Source organism: Ruegeria sp. F11, assembly GCF_056533855.1.
The window spans coordinates 141,166-167,120 of the sequence record NZ_JBQFOW010000005.1 but is presented as its reverse complement, the minus strand read 5'-3'; the positions used below and the strand labels follow the sequence as shown (position 1 = coordinate 167,120).

At 60.7% G+C, this 25,955-nt stretch carries 30 protein-coding genes and 1 other RNA gene; 14 read left to right on the top strand and 17 right to left on the bottom strand.

Going from position 1 to position 25,955, the window contains the following annotated elements; translation table 11 throughout:
* Positions 1-4 precede the first annotated feature (4 nt).
* The 8 genes from ACR0NJ_RS08390 to ACR0NJ_RS08355 form a co-directional block, all read right to left on the bottom strand.
* The gene (locus ACR0NJ_RS08390; protein WP_480816678.1) at positions 5-673 is read right to left on the bottom strand and encodes a nitroreductase; all 669 of its coding nucleotides are present in this window, start codon (positions 671-673) and stop codon (positions 5-7) included.
* Positions 674-747: 74 nt separating this feature from the next.
* A complete protein-coding gene (locus ACR0NJ_RS08385) occupies positions 748-1,836 on the bottom strand; it encodes a TFIIB-type zinc finger domain-containing protein (protein ID WP_480816677.1) in 1,089 nt (362 codons plus the stop codon).
* On the bottom strand, positions 1,836-2,372 hold the full coding sequence (locus tag ACR0NJ_RS08380; protein WP_480816676.1) for a hypothetical protein: 537 nt from the start codon (positions 2,370-2,372) through the stop codon (positions 1,836-1,838). Before ACR0NJ_RS08380 ends, ACR0NJ_RS08385 begins: the two co-directional genes overlap by 1 nt.
* A 3-nt stretch (positions 2,373-2,375) precedes the next feature.
* Positions 2,376-3,524 carry an SPFH domain-containing protein gene (locus tag ACR0NJ_RS08375; protein ID WP_480816675.1) on the bottom strand — a complete coding sequence of 383 codons (1,149 nt, stop codon included), beginning with the start codon at positions 3,522-3,524 and terminating at the stop codon, positions 2,376-2,378.
* Positions 3,525-3,546: 22 nt separating this feature from the next.
* Positions 3,547-4,503, bottom strand: coding sequence for a DUF2927 domain-containing protein (locus ACR0NJ_RS08370; protein WP_480816674.1), 957 nt, complete (start codon positions 4,501-4,503; stop codon positions 3,547-3,549).
* Positions 4,504-4,515: 12 nt separating this feature from the next.
* A complete protein-coding gene (locus ACR0NJ_RS08365) occupies positions 4,516-5,706 on the bottom strand; it encodes a toxic anion resistance protein (RefSeq protein ID WP_480816673.1) in 1,191 nt (396 codons plus the stop codon).
* A gap of 30 nt (positions 5,707-5,736) precedes the next feature.
* Positions 5,737-6,651: a 5-bromo-4-chloroindolyl phosphate hydrolysis family protein gene (locus ACR0NJ_RS08360; RefSeq protein WP_480816672.1), complete on the bottom strand. Its 915-nt coding sequence runs from the start codon at positions 6,649-6,651 to the stop codon at positions 5,737-5,739.
* 174 nt (positions 6,652-6,825) lie between these two features.
* Entirely contained in the window at positions 6,826-7,704 is an 879-nt protein-coding gene (locus tag ACR0NJ_RS08355) for a pseudouridine synthase (protein WP_480816671.1), read from the bottom strand.
* Between ACR0NJ_RS08355 and ACR0NJ_RS08350 the strand changes: the two genes are divergently transcribed.
* Positions 7,703-8,158, top strand: coding sequence for a nucleoside deaminase (locus ACR0NJ_RS08350; RefSeq protein ID WP_480816670.1), 456 nt, complete (start codon positions 7,703-7,705; stop codon positions 8,156-8,158). The two genes, ACR0NJ_RS08355 and ACR0NJ_RS08350, sit on opposite strands and share 2 nt — an antisense overlap.
* A 7-nt stretch (positions 8,159-8,165) precedes the next feature.
* On the opposite strand, the gene ACR0NJ_RS08345 is transcribed toward ACR0NJ_RS08350, so the two are convergent.
* A complete protein-coding gene (locus ACR0NJ_RS08345; protein ID WP_480816669.1) occupies positions 8,166-9,134 on the bottom strand; it encodes an adenylate/guanylate cyclase domain-containing protein in 969 nt (322 codons plus the stop codon).
* 7 nt (positions 9,135-9,141) lie between these two features.
* Positions 9,142-9,834 (bottom strand): metal-dependent hydrolase, encoded by a 693-nt coding sequence (locus tag ACR0NJ_RS08340; protein WP_480816668.1) that lies wholly within the window; start codon positions 9,832-9,834, stop codon positions 9,142-9,144.
* Positions 9,835-9,893: 59 nt separating this feature from the next.
* On the opposite strand from ACR0NJ_RS08340, the gene ACR0NJ_RS08335 reads away from it, so the two are divergent.
* Positions 9,894-10,592: a ceramidase domain-containing protein gene (locus tag ACR0NJ_RS08335; protein ID WP_480816667.1), complete on the top strand. Its 699-nt coding sequence runs from the start codon at positions 9,894-9,896 to the stop codon at positions 10,590-10,592.
* Here ACR0NJ_RS08335 and ACR0NJ_RS08330 read toward each other — a convergent pair.
* Positions 10,552-11,310, bottom strand: a complete 759-nt coding sequence (locus ACR0NJ_RS08330; RefSeq protein WP_480816666.1) for a class I SAM-dependent methyltransferase — start codon at positions 11,308-11,310, stop codon at positions 10,552-10,554. The genes ACR0NJ_RS08335 and ACR0NJ_RS08330 overlap by 41 nt on opposite strands.
* A gap of 6 nt (positions 11,311-11,316) precedes the next feature.
* A complete protein-coding gene (locus tag ACR0NJ_RS08325; RefSeq protein WP_480816665.1) occupies positions 11,317-11,880 on the bottom strand; it encodes a DUF4202 domain-containing protein in 564 nt (187 codons plus the stop codon).
* A 239-nt stretch (positions 11,881-12,119) separates the two neighbouring features.
* Between ACR0NJ_RS08325 and gatC the strand changes: the two genes are divergently transcribed.
* The 5 genes from gatC to rnpB all read left to right on the top strand — a co-directional run bounded on the left by gatC (position 12,120) and on the right by rnpB (position 15,823).
* Complete coding sequence (gene gatC, locus ACR0NJ_RS08320; protein ID WP_039536649.1) at positions 12,120-12,407, top strand: Asp-tRNA(Asn)/Glu-tRNA(Gln) amidotransferase subunit GatC; 288 nt, start codon at positions 12,120-12,122, stop codon at positions 12,405-12,407.
* A 3-nt stretch (positions 12,408-12,410) separates the two neighbouring features.
* Entirely contained in the window at positions 12,411-13,898 is a 1,488-nt protein-coding gene (gene gatA, locus ACR0NJ_RS08315; protein WP_480816664.1) for an Asp-tRNA(Asn)/Glu-tRNA(Gln) amidotransferase subunit GatA, read from the top strand.
* A 38-nt stretch (positions 13,899-13,936) separates the two neighbouring features.
* Positions 13,937-14,641 (top strand): hypothetical protein, encoded by a 705-nt coding sequence (locus ACR0NJ_RS08310; protein ID WP_480816663.1) that lies wholly within the window; start codon positions 13,937-13,939, stop codon positions 14,639-14,641.
* A complete protein-coding gene (locus ACR0NJ_RS08305) occupies positions 14,586-15,302 on the top strand; it encodes an N-acetylmuramoyl-L-alanine amidase (RefSeq protein WP_480816662.1) in 717 nt (238 codons plus the stop codon). The genes ACR0NJ_RS08310 and ACR0NJ_RS08305 overlap by 56 nt, the downstream gene beginning before the upstream one ends.
* Positions 15,303-15,426: 124 nt before the next feature.
* Positions 15,427-15,823: RNase P RNA component class A (gene rnpB, locus ACR0NJ_RS08300), an RNA gene on the top strand.
* Positions 15,824-15,832: 9 nt separating this feature from the next.
* On the opposite strand, the gene ACR0NJ_RS08295 is transcribed toward rnpB, so the two are convergent.
* The gene (locus ACR0NJ_RS08295; protein WP_480816661.1) at positions 15,833-16,165 is read right to left on the bottom strand and encodes a GYD domain-containing protein; all 333 of its coding nucleotides are present in this window, start codon (positions 16,163-16,165) and stop codon (positions 15,833-15,835) included.
* Between the two features lie 447 nt (positions 16,166-16,612).
* Between ACR0NJ_RS08295 and ACR0NJ_RS08290 the strand changes: the two genes are divergently transcribed.
* From ACR0NJ_RS08290 to ACR0NJ_RS08280, 3 genes are all read left to right on the top strand, one after another.
* Positions 16,613-17,317, top strand: coding sequence for a DUF533 domain-containing protein (locus tag ACR0NJ_RS08290; RefSeq protein WP_480816660.1), 705 nt, complete (start codon positions 16,613-16,615; stop codon positions 17,315-17,317).
* 127 nt (positions 17,318-17,444) lie between these two features.
* Positions 17,445-17,612, top strand: coding sequence for a 50S ribosomal protein L33 (gene rpmG / locus ACR0NJ_RS08285; RefSeq protein ID WP_005630270.1), 168 nt, complete (start codon positions 17,445-17,447; stop codon positions 17,610-17,612).
* 219 nt (positions 17,613-17,831) lie between these two features.
* On the top strand, positions 17,832-18,338 hold the full coding sequence (locus ACR0NJ_RS08280) for a hypothetical protein (RefSeq protein ID WP_480816659.1): 507 nt from the start codon (positions 17,832-17,834) through the stop codon (positions 18,336-18,338).
* A gap of 144 nt (positions 18,339-18,482) precedes the next feature.
* On the opposite strand, the gene ACR0NJ_RS08275 is transcribed toward ACR0NJ_RS08280, so the two are convergent.
* A complete protein-coding gene (locus tag ACR0NJ_RS08275; protein ID WP_480816658.1) occupies positions 18,483-19,220 on the bottom strand; it encodes a Bax inhibitor-1/YccA family protein in 738 nt (245 codons plus the stop codon).
* Positions 19,221-19,403: 183 nt separating this feature from the next.
* Entirely contained in the window at positions 19,404-19,613 is a 210-nt protein-coding gene (locus ACR0NJ_RS08270) for a DUF1127 domain-containing protein (protein ID WP_480816657.1), read from the bottom strand.
* 127 nt (positions 19,614-19,740) lie between these two features.
* On the opposite strand from ACR0NJ_RS08270, the gene ACR0NJ_RS08265 reads away from it, so the two are divergent.
* Positions 19,741-20,619, top strand: a complete 879-nt coding sequence (locus ACR0NJ_RS08265; RefSeq protein WP_480816656.1) for a LysR family transcriptional regulator — start codon at positions 19,741-19,743, stop codon at positions 20,617-20,619.
* 6 nt (positions 20,620-20,625) lie between these two features.
* Here the strand turns inward: ACR0NJ_RS08265 and ACR0NJ_RS08260 are convergent, their stop codons facing one another.
* Complete coding sequence (locus ACR0NJ_RS08260) at positions 20,626-21,582, bottom strand: NADPH:quinone oxidoreductase family protein (RefSeq protein WP_480816655.1); 957 nt, start codon at positions 21,580-21,582, stop codon at positions 20,626-20,628.
* 344 nt (positions 21,583-21,926) lie between these two features.
* On the opposite strand from ACR0NJ_RS08260, the gene ACR0NJ_RS08255 reads away from it, so the two are divergent.
* The 3 genes from ACR0NJ_RS08255 (at position 21,927) to ACR0NJ_RS08245 (ending at position 24,585) form a co-directional block, all read left to right on the top strand.
* On the top strand, positions 21,927-22,298 hold the full coding sequence (locus ACR0NJ_RS08255) for a helix-turn-helix domain-containing protein (protein WP_480816654.1): 372 nt from the start codon (positions 21,927-21,929) through the stop codon (positions 22,296-22,298).
* 45 nt (positions 22,299-22,343) lie between these two features.
* Positions 22,344-23,135 carry a histidinol-phosphatase gene (gene hisN, locus ACR0NJ_RS08250; RefSeq protein WP_480816653.1) on the top strand — a complete coding sequence of 264 codons (792 nt, stop codon included), beginning with the start codon at positions 22,344-22,346 and terminating at the stop codon, positions 23,133-23,135.
* A 115-nt stretch (positions 23,136-23,250) separates the two neighbouring features.
* Complete coding sequence (locus ACR0NJ_RS08245; RefSeq protein ID WP_480816652.1) at positions 23,251-24,585, top strand: 8-oxoguanine deaminase; 1,335 nt, start codon at positions 23,251-23,253, stop codon at positions 24,583-24,585.
* 61 nt (positions 24,586-24,646) lie between these two features.
* Here ACR0NJ_RS08245 and guaD read toward each other — a convergent pair whose 3' ends face one another.
* Complete coding sequence (guaD, locus tag ACR0NJ_RS08240) at positions 24,647-25,936, bottom strand: guanine deaminase (protein WP_480816651.1); 1,290 nt, start codon at positions 25,934-25,936, stop codon at positions 24,647-24,649.
* Positions 25,937-25,955 lie beyond the last annotated feature (19 nt).

Below are 25,955 nucleotides of genomic sequence, written 5' to 3'. Positions count from 1 at the left end.
GTGTTTACTCGCGCCAATCCACGATCTCGGCCAGGGGGGCCCGATCCGTCCGAAAACTGTTGGCGGGGTGGTCCGTATCGGAATAGCCGAAAGAGATGGCGCACAGTATCAGCCGGTCCTCGGGGATCTGGAAATAGCGCCGCAGAAACGGGCTGTAACTGGCGATTGCGGCCTGCGGGATCGTCGCAACCCCAAGGGCCTGCGCCGCCAGAGTGAAGGCGGTGACAAAACCGCCGCAATCCATCGCGCCATAAGCGCCCAGCTCTGCCGGGCTTGAGACAATCGCACAATGCGGCGCGCCGAACAGCGAAAAGTTCTGCATCATCTGCCGGGCCGAGCCTTCACGGTCGCCCCGTTCCACACCCACGGCCTCGTACAAGGCCCACCCGCAGGCGCGGCGGCGGTCCTGATAGACGCCGGAGTAAGAGGTCGGAAAGGGCAGGTCCGGTGCTGGAGCGCCCGTTTGCGCCTCAGCCCGCATCGCCTGACGGAACCTGTCGGTTTCCTCGCCACTGGTGACCACCACATGCCAAGGCTGCGCATTGCACCAGCTTGGAACGCGCGCGGCACTGGTCAGGATTTGCTCGATCTGCACCCGCGGCACGGGATCAGGCCTAAAGGCCCGGCAGGAATGCCGGCCCTCAAGCAGCGTATTCAAAACGGAAATCGTCACGACGGCCTCATCCCCCAATCCTTCGCGGCGGAGGATGGCGGCTGGCCCGGGGATGTTCAAGGGGCCGTTTGACCCTATTGCTGACCGGTCGCCATCAGATACCCGGCCCCGGCGGCAACCAGAAGGCCCAGAACCACGGCGATGGTGATCTTGATCGCCGACCATGGCCGCTCTCCCTGCACGCGACCGGTCCGGCCGTTCACTACGAAGCGGAACGTCTGGCCGCGATACTTGTAGGCGGCCATCCAGACCGGCAGCAGGATATGTTTGAACGTGACATCCCGAACATCGGTTTCGAGCATATGGATACGCTGCCGGTCGCCGCCGATGTCGAACCGCACGTCGCGCTCGATCACGCGGGCCATGTGCTGACGGGCCTCAGCGTAGCCGTCTTTCAGTTCGACCGTGTAGGCCTCGGCCCGGAACCCGGCCAGGTATTCTGGCTGATAGGGTTCGAGCGCAGGCAGGTCCCAGGGCTCCAAAGCGTCGGTATAGGTTTTGGGCAACGCGCGCGAGGCCAGCACCAGCACATCGTCAAACATCCGCGCGACCCGGCCTGACTTGGGCGTCCAGCGCACTTTGGGCACCATTTGCTGCACCTGCTTGCCATCGCGCATGACGGTGCGCGTCTCATGGTAAACAACGCCGCGCTCGCCGTGGTAGCGCGACTGTGTGTCGGCATCGAAGGTCCAGTAGGGGACATAGATGCCCTGCATCTTGCGCCCCTTTCGGGCGTAGTCTTTCAACCCGTTGGGGGCAAACCACAGTCCGCCCAGCCAGTCGCTCATGGCGGTGTGAGCCTCGCGTTCGTCCAGCGCGAAGGGCAGCACGCCCTTGGGTTTGATATGCCGGTTCACGCCGGTGTCCGTGACAACGGGTGTTGCGCAGAACGGACACTCGGCGGCATGGGTGTTGGGGTCGAACTCGACCTGAGCGGCACAGTTCGGGCAACTCAGAACGCGGGTTTCCTCGATCTCACTGTCAGGCAGGCGGTCGGCGATGGCGGCGTCGAAATCCAGTTCGCGCAGGCTGGCACCGCCCCAGGGGCCCGCGTCAATCGGCTCGGAATGCCCGCAATGGTCGCAGGTCAGCGTGCCGTTCACTGGATTGAACCGGTAGTCAGCGCCACATTGCTCGCAGGGGAAACGGTGTTCTTCGGTCATTAAGCGATACCTGCCAAATCGCGCGATCCGGGACCGATGAGGGCGCGAATGATTAAGGCGACGATGATGCAGGCCGCGATGAACCAGCCGGATTGCTGGGCCAGCAACCACCATCCATAGGGGGTGAGAATGCCATCTATCTGGCTGATCGAGTCTCCGCCGCCAATTTGTGACGAATAGTTTGGGTTCAGCGATTTCATCAGGCCCAACATCCGACCGAATCCAATGCTGATCAGCGTCAAAACAAACCCTATACACGCGCCCCAGATAGCCGCGCGAAGATAAGAAATGTTTGTGGTCATCACGCGCCGCATGAATGGAGCAACGACGACCCACGCCGCGATTAATGCAATGGGTAAGCCAAAGATTGCAAATAAGGGAAGCAGATTTCGAACACTGCTCCAGTCCCCGGCTCCGATGGCAGCAATGACAAAAGGCAAACCAATCGTAAACGACCAGCCCAACATGGCGGACAGGTTGACCGCCCAAACATATTGACGATCAGTATAGGCCTTATGGACTGGCTTTGTCGTCACGCCTCATGCCCCCGGCGGAGGCGGCGGCAAGATGGTAAACAACTGCGCCAGTTCCTGCACGTCGCCTGCCTTTTTCCAACCGTCCTGCCCGGCGGTCCAGACATGGGTGTCGCGCGTCAACTGCCCCTCCGCAGCCATCCGTCCCATGCGGGCCTTGGAAAACGGGCCGCTGGTCTGGCCATCCACCGCGATATGCCAGACATGCTCAACCGGCGGAGGCGGCGGCGGTGCCGCATGGGCTGCCGGTTGCGGGGCAGCGGGGGCGGGCGATCCCCACGGGCCGCTTGGCTGACCCGCTGCCATGTTCGACATCTGCTGCGCCACCGCCATGCCCATTCCCATGCCAAGACCCGCGCCCATGCCGCCGCCCTGGCCGGGGTTGTTGGCGGCTGCGGTCATCGCCTCGGCTGCGGAATACTGGGTGAACTTCCCCAGATCGCCCGCCAACCCCATCGAGGTGCGCTTGTCCAGCGCGGCTTCGACGGCGGGGGGCAGAGAGATGTTTTCGATGTAAAACTCGGGCATCTCAAGCCCGTAGCTGTCAACGACCGGAGACACCTCAGCAGCGATCAGTTTGCCCAGATCGGCGGTATTGGCCGCCATATCAAGCACCGGAATACCCGAGCCTGCGATCACGCGGCTGAATTCCTGCACGATGATGTTGCGGATCTGAAAGCTGATCTCGTCCATGGTGAATTCGCCATCGGTGCCGACGATCTCGATCAGGAACTTGGCCGGGTCCTTCACGCGCACGGTGTAGGTGCCAAAGGCGCGGATGCGGGTCGGGCCGAATTCCGGGTCGCGCAGCATGATGGGGTTCTTGGTGCCCCATTTCAGGTCGTTGAAGCGGGTGGTGTTGACGAAATAGATCTCGGACTTGAAGGGGGACTGAAACCCGTGATCCCAATGCTGCAGGGTCGTCAAGATCGGCATGTTGTTGGTTTCGAGCATATATAGACCCGGCGTGAACACATCCGCCAATTGCCCCTCATGCACAAACACAGCGGCCTGACCTTCGCGCACGGTCAGCTTGGCGCCGTATTTGATCTCATGCCCTTCACGCTCGAACCGCCAGACCATCGTGTCGCGGGTGTCGTCGACCCAATGAATGACATCGATGAATTCTCCGGTCAGAAAATCGAAAATTCCCATAAGGACTCTCCTTGTCTTGGGGTCAGAGCGGCTGCCCCATTAATTCGCGGGCAATGATCCGAACAACGGGCCGGGCCTGATCGACGGTCACGCCGGGTTCCAGCCGCTGATCGTAGAGCATTGTCAGAAGTTTCTCGTCATGACTGGTCAGCAAGGCGAACTCGTCATCATCATTGAAGATCGACGGTCTGGCCGCTGGGCTGTCATTGGGCAAACCCAAGCCTTGGGCGATTTCCTCGTGAATGCAGCTTTGGCGCACCAGATCGGGCAGTTCCGCGCGGATCAACGTCACAGCGCGCACGTAGCGATAGGGCGAGGCGCTGGTGGCCGAGGCAAACACAAAACAGTCGAAATTGGCACGCGGGTTGGCCACCAGTTCCAGCGAGGCCTGACTGATATTCGGAATCAGCTGTTTGAGCCGCGACACCACATAAGCGCTGTCATCCTTGCCCGCGAAAAACACGTGGAAATTGGCCTTGCGGCTGACGACCGAAATCGGGTGTCCAGTTAACCGGGCCAGACGGTCGGTATAAGATTGCACCTGAGCTGCGTCCTGATCTCGCGTGGCGGGCAGGACCGAGGGCCCGAACTCGGTCTGGATACGCACCGGCCCAGACCAACGGCTGAGCTGTCCGTCGGTCTGGCGCGACCCGACCGACACCGCATGGTCAGGGTATTCGCTGTAAAAGGCGATAACCTCGAAATTGCGGGCCAGATCGTCGGCATCATAGGGCGTGTCCGGCCCTCCACCATCGGTGCGCAGCAGACCTCGGGTCACAAGGTCTCGTTCGACGCGCTTGTAAAAGCGCGCCAGATCCTGACTGGCAGCAGAGGGCGGAACATAGGCATTGGGGGCCGGGGGAGGAGCCACGGGGCGCGGTTCCGGCACCAGCGACGCCGTGAGCGTTTCGTCGCAATTGGCCAGTGCCAAAAACGCAAGACACCCAAGGGTCAGTTTAAGGTACCGAAATGGCCGCACGCTTTGTCCGCCTTAGCCCGGCACTGCCGTACCGGAATTGTCACCGATGCCATCCTTGCGCGCCTTGGCAGCGGCCAGCGTGTCGCGCAGTTCGGTCTCCATCTTCTGCAACTCAACCTCGGCGGCTGCGCGTTTGGCCTTGCCCTCATCGGCGATGGCGAGGCTTTCGTTGATCGTGCCGATCAGGTCCGCATTGGCCTGTTTCACGGCTTCGATGTCGAACACACCGCGCTCCATCTCTTCGCGGATCATCTTGTTCGACTCGCGCAGATTGGCGGCGTTCGAGGTCAAAAGCTCGTTGGTCAGATCGTTTGCCTCACGCACCGCGGCGGCGGCCTCGGCGCTGCGCTGAATGGTGACGGCCTGCGCCAGTTGCGTCTCCCACAGGGGTACAGTGTTCACCAGCGTCGAGTTGATCTTGGTCACCAGCGACTTGTCGTTTTCCTGCACCAACCGGATCGAGGGCAGCGACTGCATCGTCACCTGCCGCGTCAGTTTCAGATCATGCACCCGCCGTTCCAGATCGTCGCGCGCGGCGCGCATGTCGCGCAGTTCCTGCGCCTTCATCACCTGTTCTTCTTCCGGCGCGGCCTGAACCTCGGCCTCTTTTTCCGGAATGTCGTGGCTGTCCAACTCGGTCAGCTTTTCCTCACCCGCCGCGATATACAGCGCCAGCTCGTCATAGAAACCCAGCGTCTTTTCATAGAGCAAATCCAGCGATTTGATATCTTTCAGCAGGGTATGTTCATGGCCCAGAAGATCGTCGGTGATCCGGTCGATCTGCCCCTGCACCTGTTCGTACTGGGCGGTGAACTTGGCGAAAGGCGCGGCTTTGCCCATCAGCCGTTCCCACCAGCTTTGCTTGCGCCGCACGTCCAGTTCGCTGACTGAAAAGCCCCGGATCGTGGTCACGATATTGCGAAGGCTGTCCCCGGCGGGACCTACATCCTTGTTCCGCACGTCGGCCAGCATGGCCTGGCTGATCTCTTGCAACTCGGCCTGTGCCGATGACCCGAACGCAACGATCGAGTTGGTGTTGCCCATGTCGATCTCGTCCATCCGCTTGCGGATTTCGGCGCTTACGGGTTCGTCGGCTTCCTCAAGCGAGACGACCTCGGCCTGCGGTTCGGGCAGGGCAACAGCCGTGACTTCCTGCACGAGTGTTTCGGCTTCAACGGCTTTGTTCTTGATCTCATCGGACATGGGGTTAATCCTCGCTCAAATATTGGCCGGTCAGTCCAACCGGACGCCTTCGCGTTGCAGCCTTTCGCGCAACACGTCAATTTCAACCGTCAGATCGCTGCGGTCATCCAAAAGCATCTTGCGCGTGCGCGCGGCGAAATTCTGTTCCAGATCGTCAAGTAGCTCCGTGTAGTCCGCCAGCGCCTGCGCATCCCGCGTGCGAGCATAAACATCGGCGAACTTGATCGTCGCGTCGCGTGCACCCTGCAGATAAACGGTCAGGTATTTGCGCGCCCCGGCCAGATCGCGGGGGTCTTCTTCGACCGTGCGGAACAGATCGCGCGCCGTGTCCTGAAACCGCTCAACCCGCGCCTCGACCCGGCGGTCGCCTGCGCGTTTGATGGCGTCCGTCATCTCCGACAGGTGCTGTTCGGCATCTTCGACTACGCGGGCGACGCGGTCTTGCTGAAAGGTATCGACGCCCTCCATGCCCTTGTCTTTCATCGGATCAAGGCCAAAGGACACCGAATGCAAAACCGTTGCTGCCGCGCCAAACAGGACCGGGGCCAGCAGGCTGACCTGTGCGACGGTTTCGGCGTTCAGGTATTCGGTCCGGTAAGAGGCCAGCGCCGCGCCCAGACCGGTCAACACGCTTGCGAAAATCTTTCGCGGAAAGGCGGGTCGTCGTGCTGTGCGACGCGCGTTATAGGCGGCCTCGGCCCGCAACCCTTCTCGCAGCAGGAAGGCCGCGGCCGTCAGCAGGCCCGCCGCGATCAGGCCGATGGTCATGCCAATCGCCCCGTCGTTTAGCGACAGGAACACTAGAGGGATCGCAGGTAGAAACAGGATATTGACCCGCGCACCTGCAGGTTCAACGCGCGCGCCATCGAACTGCCCGCGTTGTGGCGGATCGCCGGGCGAGGCATCCCCTTGCGGGCTGTATTTGCCACCATACCGCTTGGCCATGCCTTACAAGCCCCCCAGAAGGCCAGTGCAGACGCCCAGCAACAGCACCAGCAGGGCCACGTAAGCCAGTTTTTGCACTCCGGTCCCGGACATGACGCCCCCCAATAGCAGCACTCACGGAAAATTTAGGGGATGCGAGGGCTTGGCGCTAGGGGGAAGGTTGCCTAACCCGCATCACTTGCGGGGTTTCTTGCCCACCGATGCCCGTTTTCGCTGCGGTCGGGCGGGGCGTTTGGCCAGGCTGTCGGGTTTGGCCTCGGCATCCAGCCCAAGCTGGTCGCGCATGACGCGGCGGCGAATCTCTTCCACTTCGCCGGGTTTCAGGTTGCCAAGTTGGAATGGGCCGTAAGACACGCGCAGCAGGCGGTTTACGTTGAAACCGATATCCTCCATGGCGCGGCGAATCTCGCGGTTCTTGCCTTCGCGCAGACCAATTGTCAGCCAGGCATTGGCCCCTTGCTGGCGATCCAACGAGACCTCCATGGGCAAAAACCGCTCGCCTTCGATCACCAGCCCTTTGCGCAAGGGGGCAAAATCTTCGTCCTTGGGTCGCCCGTTCACCCGTACGCGGTATTTGCGCAGCCAACCGGTCGAGGGCAGTTCCAGCTTGCGCTTGATCCCGCCATCATTGGTCAACAGCAGCAGACCTTCGGAATTCAGGTCCAACCGCCCGACGCTCATGACGCGGGGCATGTCCTCGGGCAGGTTGTCGAAAATCGTCGCGCGGCCTTTTTCATCGCGCGTCGTGGTCACCAGCCCCGACGGTTTGTGATAGAGCCAAAGGCGCGATGGTTCAGGCTCGGACACCGGTTTGCCATCGACCGCGATTTTGTCCTTGGCGGTGACATTCAGGGCCGGGCTGTCGATGACCTTGCCGTTCACCGCAACGCGGCCTGCTTCGATCATGCGTTCCGCTTCACGGCGCGAGGCGACACCGGCGCGCGCCAGCACTTTGGCGATCCGGTCGCCGGGAGGAGGGGTTTTGTTCATCCGCAGCCCATAGCGCATCCCGTCGCCTTGCGAAAGCCGGGTTTCTGATGCAGTCAGGGGCATGGTGTTCAGATCGCATATGGACAAGGCGCTGGAACAAGCGCGCGCGGCAGCGGATCGTGGCGAGGTGCCGGTCGGGGCCGTCATCGTGCGGGGCGACCGGGTGGTCGCGGCTGCCGGAAACCGTACGCGCGAGTTGAACGACCCCACGGCGCATGCCGAGATTCTGGCCCTGCGCGCCGCCTGCGCCGAGGCCGGGTCGGAACGGCTGCCGGGTCATGACCTTTACGTCACACTGGAGCCTTGCGCGATGTGCGCCGCAGCTTTGGCCGCCGCGCGCATCCGGCGGGTGTATTATGGTGCTGCTGACCCGAAATCAGGTGGCGTGGCCCATGGCGCGCGCGTGTTCACGCACCCGCAGACCCATCACAAGCCCGAGGTCTATGACGGGATTGCCGCACAAGATTGTCAGGCCCTGCTGCTTGAGTTTTTCGCCGAAAAGCGAACCGTGAAGTGATGCTTCGCTAATCCCAGTCCAGACGGTAGATCGTCTGCTGCCCGCCGAACCCTTTCAACTGTAATGATTTTGGCGTGCTGAAATTCAGGCCGGGGACGGTTCCCAGTAGCAATCGGGTGACATCGGTCACGTGGATCTCGTTCGGCCCGCTTGCACTGGTTACTCGCGCCGCCTTGTTGACGACCGAGCCAAAGAAATCCTCATCGCGCTGGATGACATCGCCGGTATAAATGCCGATCCGCAGGCCCAAGGGCGTTTCCGTTGCCGCCCTGTTGTCCTTTTGGAACTCAATCGCCGCATGAACCGCATCCTGAACCGACCGGAAAATCGACATGGTGCCATCGCCCAGCGATTTGACCAATCGACCCTGATGTCGGTTGATCAGTGTCTCAGCCCTTTCGAAATGGTCCGAGATAAACTCGGTCCATTTTTGATCCCCCGATTGCCGTGTCATCGCTGACGACTCCGCAATGTCGGTGAACATGACCGAAGCTACCCCTTCGGTCTGATCCTGCGTGAAGCCCTGTCGCGCCGCCTCGATCAGAGCGTTCAGGGCATCGTGGTCTACCCCCATCTTTTCAAAGTTTGAGGTCGGGTTCGAGACATGCAGTTGAACCAGTTTCCAGATGCCGTTTTCGAGATGCAGAACAAAGGTAAACCTGTGCCGCGATGAGATACCGTTGGATGAAAACGACAGCGTGGCCTCGCAATGGGCCCAGCCCACGTCACCGCATTCAAAGGCTTCCGTTGAATGTTCTTGCCAGTCGAACTCGGGTATCTCTTTTGTGTGATCGGCAAAGCCCTGACGGATCACTTGCCCGGACCAGGATTCATTGTCGTCCGACCCTTGATAACGCAGGTGCTCGGACGTTGAGAGCATGTTCACCAAAACCGCACGGTCCCTGTCATGAACCGCCTGATTCCACCGACGAACAACAGCGACCAGTTCTGGGGAAGGGGTGATTTTGCCGGTCATAACCGCGTTACAGCGTGATCGACCGCATGATTTCCGGTTCAATCACGTCCACACCCAGCAACCCGTCAATCAATGCCTGCGCCGATTGCTCCAGAATCGGGAACGTCTTGTAGTGGCACGGAATGACGGTTTTGAAGTTGAAATACCGTTTCGCCGCGTAGGCCGTCGCTTTCATGTCCATCGTGAAATGACCGCCAGCGGAGAGGATACCGATATCGGGTTTGTAGTAATCCCCCATCCACTCCATATCCGCCATGATGTCTGTGTCGCCCGAGACGTAAAGCATGTGACCCTCAGCCGCGATCATGAACCCGACCTCGCTGCCGCCAGTACGCAAACCTTCGGGGGTCGAAAAGGTCGAGCTGTGCGACGCGGGCACCATCGTCACCTTGATGCCGTTCAGATCGACCGTGCCGCCCTTGTTGAAGCCGACGGTTTCAACGTTTTCGGTCTCGCTCCAGAACCCCATCAGGTCGTATTGCCCCACAATCGGAACGCTCAGGGTTTTGGCCAGCGACAGTACATCGGCCACGTGATCGAAATGGGTGTGGGTCAACAGGATATGGGTCGCACCCTGCAATGCGGCGTCATGCTGCATGTCTGACAGAACCGGGTTGCCTGTCAGCCATGGGTCAACCAGCAGCACCTGACCTTCGGTTTCGATGCGGAAACTGCCGTGGCCCAACCAAATGATGTTCATCAAAAATTCCTCCCGAACTGACTGTTGGCACCAGCCTAGCATCCGCTATGTAAATTTCCATGGACTGGATGCAGCAAATCGACGGGTATTGTGAGCGTTTGTCACCCGCCTATTGGGCCGAGCCGGTGAACGCGGTGACAAACGCGGCGTTTTTGATCTCGGCCTTTGTCATGTGGCGACGGGTGCGGGGGCAGGGTATGCCGCTGGCGATAGCGCTGGTGAGTGTTCTGGCCTGTATCGGGATCGGTAGCTTTCTGTTCCACACACATGCGCAGGTTTGGGCCGCGCTGGCCGATACCACGCCTATTCTGCTATACATCCTGATCTACATTTTTGCGGTGAACCGGGACATTCTGCGGATGTCCACCACGCGGGCATTGCTTGTGACTGCGCTGTTCTTTCCCTACGCCGCCGCGACGCTGCCGCTGTTCCGGCTGGTGCCGGGGTTGGGAGGGTCGGCGGCCTATGCGCCTGTGCCTTTGCTGATCCTGATTTATGCGGCATTTCTGCGCAAATCACAGCCCGATTTTGCGCGGGGGATGACCATCGGGGCGGGGATTCTGATCGCTTCCATCACGTTCCGCGCGCTGGACCTTCCGACCTGCGATCAGATCCCGCTGGGGACACATTTCATGTGGCACATCCTGAACGCGATCATGCTGGGCTGGATGATCGAGGTCTATCGGGTCGCGATAGTAAAATCCCGTTTTGACAGTGCTAATCCGGCAACTTACGCGCAACATAGAAGCCGTAGCTGAAATAGTCTGCGTATGTCTTGTACAACGCAATTTCAACTTCTTCCGCCGCGACGATTGCCTCGGCCTTTTTCGAGTGTTTGTGCCGTTCCAGAAACCCCTCGAAGCGCTGCTGCATGGGGTCGTAGTAGTTCTGCAGCCAGCAGTCTTTCGGAAGGGCGAAGTAGCCCAGCAGAGCGTACCCGCTGGCCTCCAATTGTGCGATCTTGGTCGACGCGGTCGCCACCCCTGAATACTGCTGTTCCCAATGTTGGGTCAGGTCCTGCGGGCGCTCGGCAGTCAGCCATGTCAGTTCCGACACCGCCAGAATACCGCCGGGTTTCAGGAACCGCCGCCAGCTTTGGATGCCGGTCTCGAACCCAATATTGTAGATCGCCCCTTCCGACCAGATGGCGTCCAGAGATCTATCGGAAAAGGGCAGGGCATCCATCGACGCCTCTAACGTATGGATGCGATCTGACAGACCGGCACGCTCGGCGCGGGTGGTCAGCTTGTCCAGAAACGGCTGCAGAAAATCCACTGCGGTAACCGTTGCGTCCAGATCCTGCGCCAGAACCACAGCGGCGGCACCTGTTCCGCTGCCAATATCAGCGATCTGCAGATTGCGCCCTGCGCCGAGGCCGGACAAGGCAATCGCCATCCGCGTCTGCGGCGCGCCGCCCGGTCCCTGCCGGTCACCATCCTGATGCAGGTCCAGCAGCAGTTGGATTTCGTCGTCCACCCCGCGTCAGCTTTCAAACGCTGCGGCGAGGTCCTGTGGCAAATCGAACTCTTCTAAGACCCGCGCCCGCCCGTCCGCCGACATCTTGCGGGCGGTTTTTTCGACGATGCTCTGGATCTTCTCGGCTGAGTGCTTTTCCGCAAACGGAGCAAAATACCACTTCAGGAACACAAAGCAGATGACATCTTCCAGAGCCTGCACATCGGGGTCCCGCTTGATCCCCTCCTTCCGCAGCATCCGGCCCGCCGCCTGAACCTCATCGTCGGAATACCCGGCGTCCCCCATCATCCCCATGACCACCTCGGCATGATGTACGCCCTGTGCCCGCCGCCATGCCAGATAACCGGCGCGTCCTTCGGGGTATTCGTTGCGCGCCAGTTTCCAGCGTTCCACATGCTGCCCGCGCGCGGCGATCTGCAAAGGGTCCGATGCCTCGGGGAACAGGCGCTCCAACTCGGCGCTCATCCGCTGACCATAGAGCAGGTTGGCAGGCTGGCCGTCCTCAACCGAGGGGTCTTTTTGGTTGGCCGCATCAATCGCGTCCAGAACTGCTTGCTTTTGCGCGCTCATATTTGGCTCCGTTGGCTTGCCGGACCTGCGGTGCGGTCCGGTTGACATATAAGGTCATCGTAACGGGCGGCTGCGGCAAGCGCAGCACCCAATTGTTGAAATTGCGGGCGCTCGACCGCACAAAAGGACAGCGAAACCAATCCGAATTCAGCGCGGTGGCTTGACCCATGGCATAGTGGCCTTGCGGGTGCTGCGGCAGACGGGTAAACGCCCTGTCTAAGCGTATATGAGGTTTTCCGATGTCGATTGACCAAAGCACCGCCGCCAAGGTGGCCAAACTGGCCCGGATCAAGGTCGAGGATGACGCGCTGCCCGCGCTGGCGTCCGAATTCAACACCATCCTCGGGTTCATCGAGCAACTGAACGAGGTCGATGTGGACGGCGTCGAGCCGATGGTTTCGGTCGAGCCGATGCGCCTGAAACGGCGTGAGGATGTGGTCACCGACGGCAACCAGCAGGACAAGGTTCTGGCCAACGCCCCCGACGCGCGCGAGGGCTTTTTCGCAGTCCCCAAAGTGGTGGAGTAAGACATGAGCGATCTGAACAAACTGGGCCTGGCCGAGGCTCGCGATGCGCTGCGCAAGGGCGATGTGACCTCGGTCGAGCTGACCGAATCCTGCCTCAAGGCAATCGATGACGCCGATGCGCTGAACGCGTTCGTCCACAAAACGCCCGAGCTTGCGCTGGAACGCGCCAAGGCAGCGGATGAGCGGATCAAGGCGGGCGACGCCCCGTCGATGTGCGGTCTGCCGATCGGCATCAAGGATCTGTTCTGCACCAAGGGTGTGCCGTCCCAGGCGGCCTCGAAGATTCTGGATGGGTTCAAGCCGGAATACGAATCCACCGTCTCGCAGCAACTGGCCGATGCCGGTGCGGTGATGCTGGGCAAGCTGAACATGGACGAATTCGCGATGGGGTCGTCCAACGAAACCTCGACCTATGGCAATGCCGTCAGCCCGTGGCGGCGCGGCAATGACGATGCGCAACTGACACCCGGCGGCTCGTCCGGTGGGTCTGCTTCGGCTGTGGCGGCTGATCTGTGTCTGGCCGCGACGGGCACCGATACCGGCGGCTCGATCCGTCAGCCTGCGGCTTTTGTCGGCATCACCGGCATCAAGCCCACATATGGCCGCTGCTCGCGTTGGGGCATCATCGCCTTTGCGTCCTCGCTGGATCAGGCCGGTCCGATGACCAAGAACGTCCGCGACGCGGCGATCATGCTGGAAACCATGTGCGGCAACGATGCCAAGGACTCCACCAGCGCCGATCTGGCCGTCCCGAATTTCGAGGCGATGCTGACCGGCAACATCAAGGACAAGAAGATCGGTATCCCCAAAGAATACCGCATGGACGGTATGCCCGCCGAGATCGAAAAGCTGTGGGCCGACGGGGCCGCGATGCTGAAAGACGCAGGCGCCGAGATCGTCGATATCTCGCTGCCGCACACTAAATACGCACTGCCCGCATACTATGTCATTGCGCCCGCCGAGGCGTCCTCGAACCTCGCCCGCTATGACGGCGTCCGCTATGGCCGCCGCGCCCATCTGGCGCAGGGCGACGGCATCACTGAGATGTACGAAAAGACCCGCGCCGAAGGCTTCGGTCATGAGGTCCAGCGCCGGGTCATGATCGGCACCTATGTGTTGTCCGCGGGCTTCTATGACGCCTACTACAACCGCGCCCGCAAGGTCCGGACCCTGATCAAGAAAGACTTCGAAGACGTCTTCGCCGCTGGCATTGACGCGATCCTGACCCCGGCCACACCCTCGGCTTCGTTCGGATTGGGTGAAATGACCGAGGCCGATCCGGTGCAGATGTACCTGAACGACGTTTTCACCGTGACGGTCAACCTTGCCGGCCTTCCGGGCATTTCAGTGCCCGCGGGTCTGGACAAGCAGGGCCTGCCGCTGGGTCTGCAACTGATCGGACGGCCGTGGGATGAAGGCGACCTGCTCAACACCGCCTATGCGCTGGAAAGCGCGGCGGGGTTTGTGGCCAAGCCCGGCAAATGGTGGTAAGCCTCGGGCAATGCACAGAACTGAAACGGAGCCGAGGAATGCGGTTTAAGCTTCTGGTCCCAGCCGTCGCTCTGGTTGCTGCCTGCAATACGGTCGCGCCGGTCAGCAATCCCGGCTTCAACACGCCAGAATACCGGGCTCAGCGCGAGGCGCAGTTGGCCGGGCAGGGCGTCGGAGGCAATCCGCTGTTGTCGCCCGTGGATGTGTCGCAGGAACCGCTGGGCGCACCGGGCACTGTGTCGACCTTGCCGACGGCAACAGGTGAGAATGCGGATCTGGCGAACCAGACCGCCGCCGCTCTGGCCAGCACGTCTGCGCAGGTCACCGAGCCGGTCGCGACCCCCACCAACACCGCGATCTCGGACGAGCAGGACTTCGCAGCCGTCTCCGAACGCCGCAGCATCGAATCCGATGCCGCCCGGATCGAGCAGAATCGCCAGACCTACGAAGTCGTCGCACCCACGGCTGTGCCGGAACGTGGCTCTGACGGGCAACCCAACATCGTTCAGTACGCGTTGAACACGTCAAACCCGGTGGGCACCCAACTCTACAGCCGCGCTGGTTTCAACCTGCAGGCCAAGGCCCAGCGGAACTGCGCCCGCTTCCCCTCGCCGGATCAGGCCCAGATCGAGTTCCTGTCCAGCGGCGGCCCGCAGCGCGACCGTAAAGGCCTTGACCCGGACGGGGATGGCTACGCTTGCGGCTGGGACCCAAGCCCGTTCCGCAGTGCCGTCAGCAACTGACCCGCTGTCGCCGATCTGGCACCCTTCACCCAATTTCGGCCCACGCCGAGATGGGCTGACCCCGTCGCTTGTCGTCCTCCACTACACCGCGATGAAAAGCGCTCAGGCCGCGCTGGACCGCCTATGCGATCCACAGGCCGAGGTTTCGGCCCATTACCTGATCGGCGCAGACGGCACGATCTGGCAAATGGTGCGCGAAGACGACAGGGCTTGGCACGCCGGGGCAGGGGAATGGCACGGCCAGACCGACATCAACTCACGCTCTATCGGGATCGAATTGGACAACCGCGGCGATCACCCGTTCTCACACCCGCAAATGGCGCGGCTGGAACACCTGTTGCCCTCGATCATGAAACGCTGGTCCATCGCGCCTGCAGGTGTGATCGGCCATTCAGATATGGCTCCGGGCCGCAAATTCGACCCTGGCCCCGGGTTCGACTGGCAACGGCTGGAACATCAGAATCTCGCCGCCCGCCGCGGATTTGTCGAAGGCTCACACGCCCCTTCGACAGACCAATTCCGCAAACTTGCCTACGACACAGGCTTCACCGCCGACACTGACGACGAAACTCTTCTTGCATCGGTTCGCCTCAGATACCGCCCATGGGCCAAAGGCCCGCTAACCCCAGCCGATCTCGCCCCGCTCGCCTCCAAAACCTGATCCGCTCTTCATCTGGCCAAAAATATCCCGGGGATGAATTGGCCGCAGGCCAAGAAGGGGCTGGCCCCTTCTGCTCGCTATCCACCCTTGACGCCGCCGGGCCCAAAGCCTACCCAACGCCTGCGCGGAGGGCCGGATGGCCGCTTGGGGTAAACCCGAGAGGAAAGTCCGGACTCCACAAGACAACGGTGCCGGGTAACGCCCGGGCGGGGCAACCCGACGGAAAGCGCCACAGAAATCAAACCGCCAGCGACTTCGGTCAAAGGTAAGGGTGAAACGGTGGGGTAAGAGCCCACCGCGCCTCTGGCAACAGGGGTGGCACGGCAAGCCCCACCGGGAGCAATGCCAAATAGGGTCCCCGCGCGGGCCGGTCGGTGCAAACCGATACCGCCGCTAAGCCTGTCTTGGCCCAGAGGGACCGGGTTGGCAGCTAGAGCCGCGCAGCAATGCACGGCCCAGAGGAATGGTCATCGAAGGGGGCAACCCCGGAACAGGATCCGGCTTACAGGCCCTCCGCGCGTATCGGCCTTTTAGCGACCGGGCGGTGCATATGCGCCGGTCAGTTTCGCGGCTTTCTTGGTGACGGCGGCAAAATCTTTCGCCTTCCACGCACGTACCGTCTGTACATTCGATACGGCACCCGAGGCTGCAACGGCCATGCCAATAGCCACTGCATCGGTCCCGTCCGGCACCTCGCTAATGACAACAATGTCGTTGTCTCCCGTGGTCATGTAAAATGCCAGGAGCTTGCCGCCGACCTTCTTTAGCAATGCCCTGACGGGCCCGGTCCGGTCCTTGGGCTTTTTCAGCATGCCCCGGACACCTTCCTGAGAATAGGACGCATAAGTGATGAAAATGGGCATAGATACCTCCTGTTACGCAAATTGACAGAGGACCTGTAATTCGGCCGGTCCCTTGGCCTTTACGGGCGCCACAGCGCGCCGCATCTCAATTGTCCGCGACCTGAAGAATGTCGCAGATCAGCATGTTTCATTCCTCTCAGGTGGGACAAACAACGCCCCCCAATAAAACGCCGTGCGCAAAAACTCTGCCGACAGAGGGTGATGCCTGTTGCTGATGCCTCGAAGATCAAGCCCGTCTGGCTAAATAAGAATAACACGCAGACATATCACGAAACCGTAATCTGTTCAATTGAGCCCACCGATTTGCAAGCCAGGGCTGATCCGTCCCTATGCGGCAAATCCCTCTGGTGGTTTGCGTCCCGGCCCGGATCAGCGCCGGGTTTCTCAGAACTCATTCAGATGTTACCTTTTGAAGCAACGGACACAGTATTCATTAGGAGGATTGTCATGAGCTTTATGAAAGCGTTGGCCTCGGTCGCCGTTGGATTTGCCGCTGCAAAAGGGTTGGAAAAATACCAGAAAATGGGCGGTATGGCTGGCCTGCAGAATATGATGCAAGGGAGCGGTGGCGGCTTTGGCATGGATCAGCTTGGCAAGATGGCCGAGCAGTTCGGCATGCCCGGCGGTGCCGCTGGTCTGCAAGAAATGATGGGCAAGTTCGGCATGGCCAACCCTGCCGGAGCTGCCGGTTTGGGTGGGCTGATGAATGCCATGCAAGGCGCGGCCAAGACCGGCAGCCAGCAGACGTTGGACATGATGGAGACGGTTTTTGGCGGAACTCCGGGCGGGGCCGCGATGGAGGAGCAGGCCAAACTAATGCTGCGCGCAATGATTCAGGCGGCCAAGGCCGACGGAGAATTGGACCAGCATGAAAAGGAAACCATCCTTGGCGAACTGGGCGACGATATCAGCGATGAAAAACGCGCCTTCGTTCAGGAGCAACTGGATGCGCCGATGGATGTGATGGGTTTGGCCGCCGATGCCGGGGCCCCGCTGAGAACGCAGATCTACGCGACCTCGCTGGCGGCGATTCGTCTGGATAATGCGCGTGAGGCCACGTATTTGAAACAACTGGCGACCGCTTTGGGCCTGTCAGATGCCGAGCGGGACAAAATCCATACCTATATGGGGGCTCCGACACTGCCCGGTTAAGGCAACTCAGCGCCCGCTGGTTTCATGGGAGCGATTGCCCTTGACATGGGCGGTGCAGCGCGTAAAAGCGCACGCTCATAGGAATTCAACCGAAAGGCCCCTGCCTTTTCGGACGCAGGAGATAACCATGGCGAAGCCGACGACAATCAAGATCCGTCTGAACTCGACCGCGGGCACGGGCCACTTCTACGTGACCAAGAAAAACGCGCGGACCATGACCGAGAAAATGACCGTTCGTAAATACGACCCGGTCGCTCGGAAGCATGTCGAGTACAAAGAAGGCAAGATCAAGTAATCTGCCTTTTCTATCGAACATCAAAAAGGGTTCTGCCTTGGGCAGAGCCCTTTTTCTTTGCGCCTTTGCCGGTCAAGCTGCGGCTGTCCGCCGGGTCACGCTTACATCTGTCCGTTGCACGGGCGCATCAGCGTCGGGCGTAATCGGTTTGCGGGTGGCTTGCTTTTTGCAACCGGCTGCCAGTACGGTTCAGCAACCCGCCACAAAATGTTGACCGCCATGAAAAAAATCTTGTTATCCACAGTCGTCATTCTGAGCCTTGCAGCCTGTGAGGACCCGTTCAACCGGGAAGGCGTCGGATTTACCGGAATTGATGGCGAACCGAGCACCATTTCCGATGTTCAAGGCGCCGTGGCCTTTGTCCCGCCCGAGATCAACATCCCGGCCGAACTGGCCCTGTTGCCCACCGTCAACGTCTCGTCCGACGAGGTTGATCCGTCGAAGCTGGCAAGCGTCGCCATCGACAATGGCGGGCGCACGGACACGACCGCGGTTCAGCTGTCCGGCAGCGACACCACCCTGTTCCTGAGCACGGTCAGCGTCAACGGCACGCTGTATGGGGTGCTGCGCACGCTGAACAACAGCACCCGCGTCGACAATTCGATTGGTGCGATCTTTGGCGAAGAGACCGAGCGCTTTACAGGGTGTCTGCCCGCTGGCGATGTCTTCCGCAAAGGCGGTTCCGAACGTAGCTCGGGTTTTGCGGTGCCGCTGAATTGTAGCTGACGCGATCTGAAGTTTTATGAAGAAGCCCTCGCCCATGCTGGCGAGGGCTTTTTCTTTTGGATGGTCTCTTCGGGCAAGACGGCCCAAAAGAAAAGGGCGGGACCTGTCGGACCCGCCCTTTCTCAGTCGTATGAGTGTTCCGCGTTATTCGCGGTTGCCCAGCAGTTGCAGCAGGAACATGAACATGTTGATGAAGTCCAGGTACAGGCTCAGCGCGCCCATGATGGCGGCTTTGCCCAGCCATTCCTGATCCCCGGCATGTGCCATCTGCAGGTAAGTGGTCTTGATCTTCTGTGTGTCATAAGCGGTCAGACCGGCGAAGATCAGAACGCCCAGAATGGACACGGCGAACATGATCGCAGGCGACTGCAGGAACAGGTTGATGATCATGGCAACCACCAGACCGATCACGCCCATCATCAGGAACGTGCCCATGCCCGACAGGTCTTTCTTGGTCACATAACCGTACAGCGACAGGCCCGCGAAGGCGATCGAGGTTACCAGAAAGACCTGAGCGATCGAAATGCCGGTGAAGGCCACGAAAATCCAGCTCAGCGACAGGCCCATGACCGCCGCGAATACGTAGAAGAACAGTTGCGCACCAGCCGCGCTCAGGCGGTTGATGGCGGCACCGAAGCCAAACACCATGGCCAGCGGGGCGAACATGATGATCCAGCCCAGAATGTTCGGGCTCAGCGTGACCGGGTCACGGAAAACCGACAGCAGTTGCGGGCTGGAACCAACGGCCCATGCCACGGCAAATGTGATCAGCATGCCCACGGACATTGTGCCGTAGACTTTGTTCATATGGGCGCGCAGGCCCTCATCAATCTCGGCGGCGCGCGCGCCGGATGCCGTCCGGATCGTGTCGAATTGTGCCATCAAAGGGTCTCCCTTCACATAATTATAGTACGCCTCGGCGAGGCCAGGCGCTTTCCCTGCAAATATCGGCAACTGCAGGCGGTGTTTCAAGAGTTTCCGGGCCAAAACCGACTAAAATACGCAACAAAAATGGCGACCTGTGTCCACGGGTCGCCATTTCTGCGCTACGGCTCTGATTTTCCGCTATTTCTGCCAGAATTGAGGGGCATCCCAAACCGGTCGCCGAAGTTCGGCTTCGACCTCTGCGCGGGTCACGCCGATGTCTTTCAGCGCGCGATCGTCCAGCCGGGCCAAGTGGCGCCGCTGCCGCATGATCGCGAATGCGCGCTTGATCACGTTCAGACCGGACTTTTTCGCCGGCTTGCAGGGGCGTTGGATTGCAATTTGTGTCATTGAAATTGTCCTTTCCGCAATTTGAGATGATTTTGCCATCTACCATCAAGTTCCTTGATAAATATGAGGGGCTGTGACATATTTTAAAAACGAATATTTATGATGGCATGCATAAGGGATCGTGAAGATGCGAAATCTGGACATCACCACCTTGCGCTCTTTCGTGGCTGTGGCGGATCAGGGCGGCGTCACCCGGGCGGCAGGGTTTCTGCACCTGACGCAGTCAGCGGTTTCGATGCAATTGAAACGGCTTGAGGAACTGCTTGATCTGGAATTGCTGGACCGAAGTGGCCGGACCATTGCGCTGACCGCCTCGGGCGAGCAGTTGCTGGCCTATGCGCGGCGCATGATTGCCCTGAATGATGAGGTGATCTCAAAGCTCACCGACCAGGCCTATGAAGGTGAGGTGGTGCTGGGTGTTCCGCATGACATTGTTTACCCGGCGATCCCAAGGGTTTTGCAGCGTTTCAACGCGGATTTTCCTCGGGTGCGGGTGCATCTCGTGTCCTCGTACACGCTGCAACTGAAAGAGATGTACACGCGCGGCGAATGCGATCTGATCCTGACCACCGAAGCTGCCGCCAGCGACGAGGCCGAGACCATAGCGGAACTGCCCCTGCGCTGGATCGGGGCACCGGGCGGGTCGGCATGGCGCAAGCGGCCCATTCCTATCGCCCTGGGGCGGCGCTGCATGTTCCGCCCGCAGGTGATCGCAGCGCTGGATGGGGCGGGCCTGTCGTGGGAATTGTCGGTCGAAACCGAAAACGACCGCACCATCGAGGCGACGGTCAGCGCGGATCTCGCGGTCTATGCCGCCCTCGACGGGACCGAGGCGGCGCATCTGGAGCAAATCGACTCGGGCGGCATTCTGCCTGAATTGCCGGGCCACGTGATCAACCTGTACGGTGGAAAACCCGGTCGCAACGCGGTGGTCGAGGCTCTGGCCGCGCTGGTGCGGCAGAATTTCCGCATGCTGGGAAGTGGGCAGCTTCGGGCCGTCGGATGAGAGCCGTCAGGGCGTAATCACGATTTTCCCGGTCGATTTCCGCTCTTTCAGTAGCCGCATGCCCTGTTCGACGTCGGTCAGGGGCAGCACATGGCTGATATGGGGGGAGATTTTGCCCTCGGCATGCCAGCGGAACAGGGTCTGAAAACTGTCCTGCACAATCTGGGGGCGGAAGTTCAGATAGCCGCCGATGTAGAAGCCGATGACAGTCAGGTTTTTGACCAGAAGGTGGTTCGCGGATATCTGCGGCACATCCCCGCCCGCGAAACCGATGGGCAGAAGACGCCCCTCGGGGTTGGTGGCGCGAAAGGCGGCCTTGAACACGTCGCCACCGATGGCGTCATAGACCACATCTGCACCGCCCAACGCTTTGACCCGGGCGCGCAGGTCCTCCGAGTTGTCGATCAGGTGATCCGCGCCGGCCGCCTTGGCAACCGCCAGCTTGTCGTCGCCACGCGCCTGCGCAATCACCGTGGCCCCCATCAGCTTGCCAATCTCAACCGCCGTCAGCCCCACGCCGCCCGCTGCGCCTGTCACCAACAGGGTCTCACCCGGTTGCAATCGGGCCCGGTGATCCAGCGCGAGATGGCTGGTGCCATAGGCGATCTGAATGGCGGCGGCGTCTTCGAAACCGGTCGAATCGGGCAGGGGGATCACCCGGTCGGCGTCGAAGACCCCGTACTCGGCCAGCCCACCCTGTCCGCAATAGATCGCAACCCGGTCGCCTATGGTCAGGTTGCTCACGTCGGCGCCGAGCGCGTCGATGATGCCCGCGACCTCCATTCCTTGGGTAAAGGGCACGGGAGGGGTATCCTGATAAGTGCCTTTCTGCATCAACAGGTCCGCAAAGTTCAGCCCGCAGGCCCGAATGGCAACCCGCACCTGCCCTCGATCCGGCGTGGGGAGGTCAATGTTACATAGCTCCGGACCCGTTTCCGGGGACTGAATGCGATAAGCCAGCATCTGGGCGCTCCGTCCTGTTTTCCGGGGTATGGGGACGTGGCGCAGCGGCATTGTCAACACGTAAGCGGTGACGGGTTCCGGGCGGTGCGCGCCATGTGCAGACACGGCGCGCGTGCACGCAAACGGGTTGGTGTTTCAATGCGACACAACCCTAAACATCAGTTCATTCGGGGCGATTCAACCAGCTTGAAAAAAAATCAAAAAGAGGCATTATAGGGTCTTAGTGCTGTTTCGGGGGGCGGTACGGTCCGGATTAGCGAGTGGTTAACTGCACGTCGCTAATGTTGCGATTGCGGACATCGCGCATTCCCGTACAGATGTTTAGGTAGTAAAGGAGAATACCAATGACCCATCACGTCGATGTCCATGTGGGCAAGCGCGTCCGGCATCGCCGCTGGCTGATTGGCATGACCCAACAGCAGCTGGCGCAGCAAGTTGGTATCAAGTTTCAACAAATCCAGAAATACGAAACAGGTGCCAACCGGATCAGCGCATCCCGCCTTTGGGACATCGCCGAGGCATTGGACGTTCCTGTCAGTTTCTTCTTCGAAGGGCTGGAAGAGACCTCGAAGGGCGATTCGGACAAGAAGTCGGTTCCTGCCGATCTGATGGGGGATAAAGAGGCGCTGGATCTGGTCCGCTCCTACTACGCGATCCCGGAAAATCAGCGCCGCCGACTGTTTGAACTGGCACGGGTTCTCAGCGACGTCGCCTGACAGTAACCCCTTGACACTGCGGGGTGCAGGCCGCACGGGTGGCATATGCAACAGAGCCCTTTAAGTGATTTGGAAACAGCCGAAGAAATGGCCGACGCAGCCCGCGCGGCCATTCTTCCGTATTTCCGGCAGAGCAACCTTGAAACCGCGAACAAACTGGCTGACGGGTTCGATCCCGTCACCGAGGCTGATCGCAGCGCGGAACAGGCCATGCGTGCGGTGCTGGCTCGCCACCGCCCGGATGACGGTATATTCGGTGAAGAGTTTGGTCACACCCAAGGCAGCAGCGGACGCACTTGGGTGCTGGACCCGATTGACGGAACCCGCGCCTTTATCAGCGGAACTGCCAGTTGGGGCGTTCTGATTGCGCTTTCTGATCAGGATGGGCCCGTCATGGGAGTGATTGATCAGCCCTATATCGGGGAGCGGTTCGTGGGCACGCCGGATGTCGCTCAGGTCACCGGCCCGCTAGGGACGACCGAACTGAAAACACGCCCCACAAAGGCACTGGATCAAGCCATCCTGTTCACCACTTTCCCCGAGGTAGGCACGCCCGAAGAAGGCGCAGGCTTCCGGGCCGTGTCCGAACAGGCGAAACTGACGCGCTATGGCTTGGATTGTTACGCTTATGCCTTGCTGGCCGCCGGTCAGATTGATCTGGTGATCGAGGCCGGGCTGAACGCCTATGACATTCAGGCCCCCATCGCGGTCATTCAGGCCGCGGGCGGTGTTGTGACCGATTGGCAGGGCCGCCCTGCCCATAACGGCGGCCGCGCTCTGGCGGCGGCCAACGCAGACATCCACGCCGCCGCGTTGGAGATCCTGCGCCGCTTCTAAAATCTGTTGCCGAACCGGGGACGAGCGGGTAGAAATCACCCGGACGGTTCTTGAGCCCGTTTTCCGCCGACCTGCGCACTCCTTGCATGAGACGGGCAGATGCAGGAGGGCACAAATGTCTGAAATTCTGATTAAAAATGCCGATTTCATCCTGACGATGGATGACCAGCGGCGCGAACTGTCCGGCGCGGATATTCTGATCCGCGATGGGCAGATTGCGCAGATCGGCACTGGTCTGACGACTACGGGGGAAACCCATGATGCGTCGGGCTGTGTAGTGACACCGGGGTTGGTGAACACGCATCATCACCTCTACCAGACGCTGACCCGCGCGGTTCCGGGTGGACAGGACGCGCTGTTATTTGGCTGGTTGCAGACGCTCTACCCGATTTGGGCGCGTTTCGGACCGGATGAGATGTTCACCTCGGCACAGATCGGTCTGGCGGAGCTGGCCCTTTCCGGCTGTACCCTCAGTTCCGATCATCTGTATCTGTACCCCAACGGTGCGCGGGTGGAAGATACGATCCACGCCGCCGCAGAACTGGGGTTGCGGTTTCACCCAACCCGCGGCGCGATGAGCATCGGCGAAAGCGACGGTGGCCTGCCACCAGACAGTCTGGTTGAGGCGGAAGAGGACATCCTGAATGATATGATCCGCGTGGTGGATGCCTTTCACGACCCCAACGAAGGATCAATGTGCCGGGTGGGTCTGGCCCCTTGTTCTCCGTTCTCGGTCAGTCAGGACCTGATGCGGGACGCGGCGTTGCTGGCACGTGACAAAGGGGTGATGCTGCACACGCACCTGGCCGAAAACGATGAGGATATCGCTTACTCGCAAGCCCAGTTCGGCTGCCGCCCCGGCCAGTATGCCGAGGATCTGGGCTGGACCGGTGCGGATGTTTGGCACGCCCATTGCGTCAAGCTGGACGGGGCCGAGATCGACCTGTTCGCCAAAACCGGAACCGGCGTGGCGCATTGCCCCTGTTCAAACTGCCGTCTGGGCTCTGGCATCGCGCCGGTGCGGGCTATGCGCGACAGCGGCGTGAAGGTCGGGCTGGGGGCAGATGGCTCGGCCAGCAACGACAACGGGAACCTGATGCTGGAGGCGCGGCAGGCGATGTTGTTGCAGCGCGTCGCCAACGGTGCCGATGCCATGTCCGCACGCGAAGCGCTAGAAATCGCGACCCGTGGCGGAGCCGACGTGCTGGGCCGACCCGATTGTGGACGGCTGGAACCGGGCAAACGCGCCGACATCGCGATATGGAATACGCGCAGCATCGAAAGCGCAGGCAGTTGGGATCCCGCCGCGCTGCTGCTAGCTGGGCCGATGAAGGTCAAACACTTGTTTGTCGAAGGGCGCCAGATCGTGCGGGACGGGCAGATTACTACCATCGACCTGCCACGCGCCATCGAAACTCACAACCGCCTTGCGCACGCGCTTGCACAATAGCGGGATCCGTCCTTCATCTGGCCAAAAATATCCCCGCCGGAGGCATGCGCCGCAGGCGCATTCAGCGCGCGACCTGCTGGCCGTTGATCCAGACCTCAGCAATGGCCCGGTCATCACCCATCATGATGGTCGGGAACACCGCCTCCCACAAGGTCTCGGCATGGACCTCGCGCTGGGCGATGTCGGGGGTCGAGGCCAAGTCGAGGACAACCAGATCGGCCTCCATCCCCGGTGCGATATTGCCGATGCAATCCTCCATCCGCAACGTGCGGGCAGAACCGACAGTGCCCAGCCACAGCAGCTGCGCTGGATGCAGCGGGCGACCGCGTAGCTGCCCGATCTCATAGGCGGCGGCCATCGTGCGCAACATGGAAAAGCTGGACCCGCCGCCGGTATCGGTGGCCAGACCGACGCGGTGGCCGTCATGGATCAGACCGTTCATGTCGAACAGGCCCGAGCCGATGAAGGTATTCGACGTGGGGCAGTGGATCAGCGCCGCATCCACTTCGCGCAAACGATCCCGCTCGCGGTCTTCCAGATGGATCACGTGGCCATACAGGCCGTTCTGGCCCAACAGGCCGAATTTCTCATAGGTGTCCAGATAGTCACGGGCGTCAGGGAACAGGGACCGGACCCATTCGATCTCATCGGTCTGTTCGCTCAGATGCGTTTGCATCAGGCAATGGGGATGCTCAGCCCAAAGCGCGCCCATCGCCTCAAGCTGTTCCGGCGTGGAGGTCGGCGAAAACCGGGGTGTGATGGCGTAGGACAGCCGGTCGACGCGGTGCCATTTCTCCAGCAAGGCCTCGGACTGGTCATAGGCGGTTTGGGCAGTGTCGCGCAGGCCCTCGGGCGCGTTGCGATCCATGCAGGTTTTGCCCGCCACCACACGCTGGCCGCGCTGTTGTGCGACCGAGAAGAACGCATCGACGCTTTCAGGATGGATCGTGCAAAAGCTGCACATGGTCGTGGTGCCATGCGAAGTGGTCAGGTCCAGATACCGGTTGGCGATTTCCGTGGCATAGTCGATATCGCCGAACTTCATCTCTTCGGGGAAAGTGTAGCTGTTCAGCCAGTCGATCAGGCGTTTGCCCCAACTGGCGATCATGGCGGTCTGGGGGTAGTGCACATGCGGGTCGACAAACCCGGCCATGATCAGCCGGGGGCCACAATCCCGAACCTCAGCGTCGGGGTGCGCGCGGGTCAGCGCGTCGGCAGAGCCTACATCTGCGATGTGTCCGCCGTCGATCAGGACCGCCTCATCTATCCGGGTGGCATCGGTCGGTTCACCGTCGAACGGCGATCCGTCAAAACTCAGTACGCGTCCTTTCAAAAGCGTCTTTTGCGCCATGTGCCCTGTTCTCCGATTG